Consider the following 2992-nt stretch of genomic DNA (forward strand, 5'->3'; position numbering starts at 1 on the left):
TCTCGATCCCTCCTGGTAAAAAATACAAAGCGGCCCCATCGGGCCGCTTTCTCTCTCCACAATCCTCGGCACCATTTGTCCGCGCTTTCTCGCAGCCGTTAACAGTTGCGATCAGGGCCGGAGAGACTGGGCTGGTAAAGGCCTCCGCCCGTTGGTCATCGAGAGCGGTGATTAGGCTGTTCGTGGCTGGATCCGCGGCGCTGCGGCGGTGGCGACCAGCGCCAAGAAGCAGGAGGCTGAAGTTGTAGCCGACGGTGGCAAACACAGCGTTGTTGGCATCGCCTTCGGAGAAGGCCAGGAAGTTGCGGCCCATACGGTGGTCGTCCGTGAGATGGCCGAGGACGGGCTCGACAGCGACCCGGCGTCGCAGCGCCCGTTTGACGGCCTTGATGAGGTCGCGTTTGTGGCCGGCGACATGGACCTTGAACATCTTGCCCTTCTGCGCGCCGCCTAACCCCAGAGAAGTTACCGGTCTCGTACGATTAGTAATCAACAAATGGCGGACTCGGTGGGCGTTATCGAGAGGGAGAGCCCTCTCGTACCTCGAATTCCACCGTTCCATTATCCCTTGTCCTAACCTCGTAGAACAGTCGACCGCAGACAGAATTGTCCCGGTGGAACGTCAGCACTCGCGGTTTGATGTCTGTGATCTGATGATCCTCAATATATGTGGAGGAGCAAATGATTATCTCATCTCCGACCTGACATGTACGAGCAGCGGCTCCGTTCAGCACGCAGCAACGAGAACCCCTCTCACCGTAGATGACGTATGTGCTGATTCGGGCTCCTGAAGCCTTATTCCAGATATCAACGAATTCCAAAGGAATAATACCCGCTTCATCGCAATGATCTGGATCCAATGTTATTGATCCGTGATAGTTCAAATCCGATCCAGTCACAGTGATGCAATGAAGTTTTGCTGCTACGATCTTTCGCATCTACAGGCCTCCTCTTCTGATGATATTGGACTGCCATGCCGTCGAACGGCGACATGGCGTTAGTCGCAGGGACAGGTCGATTGATCAAGGTGCTGAGATAGGCCGAGGAGCACGCGCTCTGCCGATGCCCTTCCGCACATGAGGTTTGACACAGACCTGACATTTTCGCTCTTTGATTCGGTCGCGATTTCACCCACGACGTGGGTGCCGACTAATAGCTTTCGGTCGTCTTGCCGCTAAGGAACGCAAAACTTGTGCCGCCTGGCTGATCAAGACCGAGGGCGGTACTCTGTCCTTCTTTTCAACTGTTTAACCTGAGACCAACCAGCAGATTGGTTCGAGATGGGTGTGTTGGGGTCCCGACAAAACCGACAGAAGCTGTCTGCCCTGACTCCAGGAATCCTGGGTTGTTCGAAGTGGAGTTTTCCGCTGTTGTGTCCGTCGACTGGGACCAGGTCGGGGTATTCGGCGCTGCCCGACGCCATGTCTTGAACGGGTTGAAGTGCCCGCTTCGAGCTGATGATAAAACGTGGGCTGTGTGAACAGCCACAAGCATAGGAAAGGATGCGCACCATGCGCATGATCTGCGCCAGAGTGCGCGAGTCTTTGCAATCAGTCTTGTTCGGCATGGTCTTCATCGCCGCATTGGCAGCCCGCGTCTCGATGCAGTTCGCCGGCAGATCACGCCCCGCAATCCGTCGTGAAGCCACCCGTGAGCGGAGCACGCTTCCAGTCCGATGCGCTCAAGCGCAAGCCCACAAGCCGACACTGCGCAGCTTCAACGCCTCCTGCTCGCTCGCCGCGCGCGCATTTCCTTCACGATCCGGCCACTCTCAAATCGCAGGTCACTTCCAAGACGCGTCCGGTCCGGCAAAAACATTTACTGGCTGTTCTTCCCAGTGTTTGTGGCGGATCAACATCGAGCACGTTCTCACATCTCGACAGGAGCAGCCGCGCTCATCCCGGGTGGCCGACACCCCAATTGTACCCCATATGTTTTGAAATCAGGGAGGAGCGTTTCTACGATTGCCGCCCATAGCACGAAGATCATGGCGTGAGAGACGTCGATGCATTTCTCGTAGCTGTGGACGAGTCTCCCCAACCACGTCATAAAGCCGAAGGTTCGCTCACATTGCCTCGTTCGAATTGCTCATGAATAGTAGGTCGTTGCCTTATCTGATCTGCGCCCAGCGACAGTGTGGCAGGAGCAGATTAGGTGTGGCGTGTAAACATGGCGACGCCCGATACCGTGCTGAAAAGGCGCGGGTTCTCGAGCCGTGAGGGGCTTTCACCGCATGCACGCAATGCGGCTCAACCGCCATCGACACATGGCCTCTGTCGGCCGGTTCCTGACCAAGAAGCTGCTGCTGAAGGTCAACGAGGCGAAGAGCGCGGTGGCGCGACCGGAGGAGCGGAAATTCCTTGGGTTCAGCATCTCAAATGACGGGAGCGAACGGCGCATCGCGCCAAAGGCCCTCGACAAATTCAAGGCGCTGATCCGGGACATGACACGCCGGACACGGGGAATCAGTCTGGCGCAGTTGATCAAAGAGTTGAAGCCATACCTCATCGGATGGCGCGGCTACTTCGGCTTCTGCCAGACCCCACGGGTGCTTACGAACTTGGAAGCGTGGACCCGCCGGAGACTACGCATGTATCTCTGGTGGCAATGGGGGAACGGGCACAACCGCTTCAAGGAACTACGTCGTCATGGCGTACCAAAGTTCGGAGCTGCGGTTGCCGCCGGTTCACCGACGGGATTCTGGCGCATGTCAGGACACCCGGCGGTCCAACAGGCCCTGCGCAACCATTACTTCGAGTCTCTCGGTCTCCCTCGACTTCATGTCTCTGCCCAAGCTTAATCCGATCGAACCGCCGTGGTACGGACCCGTATGCCCGGTGGGGTGGGAGTTGCGCCTTGCAAGCGCGTTGAAGTCTGCCGTCTGAGATGACTGAACCGCGCCGGGTTTTCCGGAGGCCGTTTCGTTTGAGTCACGCGGCTATGGCTGGTTCATCCAGCATGGCGTAGTAGCGTTCCTCGGCTTCGGCCGGCG

At 57.5% G+C, this 2992-nt stretch carries 2 protein-coding genes and 3 pseudogenes; 1 reads left to right on the forward strand and 4 read right to left on the reverse strand.

The annotated features are described in order from the left end of the window. The 4 genes and pseudogenes from ACFFNA_RS36800 to ACFFNA_RS36815 all read right to left on the reverse strand — a co-directional run. Positions 1 to 430: pseudogene (locus ACFFNA_RS36800) on the reverse strand (hypothetical protein); the annotation flags it as partial. Positions 431 to 515: 85 nt separating this feature from the next. Continuing rightward, a complete protein-coding gene (gene panD, locus ACFFNA_RS36805) occupies positions 516 to 938 on the reverse strand; it encodes an aspartate 1-decarboxylase (protein ID WP_378924945.1) in 423 nt (140 codons plus the stop codon). A 575-nt stretch (positions 939 to 1513) separates the two neighbouring features. Continuing rightward, positions 1514 to 1818 (reverse strand): annotated as a pseudogene (locus tag ACFFNA_RS36810) (hypothetical protein); the annotation flags it as partial. Positions 1819 to 1942: 124 nt separating this feature from the next. After that, positions 1943 to 2067 (reverse strand): annotated as a pseudogene (locus ACFFNA_RS36815) (IS5/IS1182 family transposase); the annotation flags it as partial. Positions 2068 to 2242: 175 nt separating this feature from the next. On the opposite strand from ACFFNA_RS36815, the gene ACFFNA_RS36820 reads away from it, so the two are divergent. Continuing rightward, entirely contained in the window at positions 2243 to 2800 is a 558-nt protein-coding gene (locus ACFFNA_RS36820; protein ID WP_378924947.1) for a group II intron maturase-specific domain-containing protein, read from the forward strand. The last annotated feature ends 192 nt before the right edge of the window (positions 2801 to 2992 follow it).

This window comes from Mesorhizobium kowhaii (assembly GCF_042431665.1).
GTDB lineage: Bacteria > Pseudomonadota > Alphaproteobacteria > Rhizobiales > Rhizobiaceae > Mesorhizobium > Mesorhizobium kowhaii.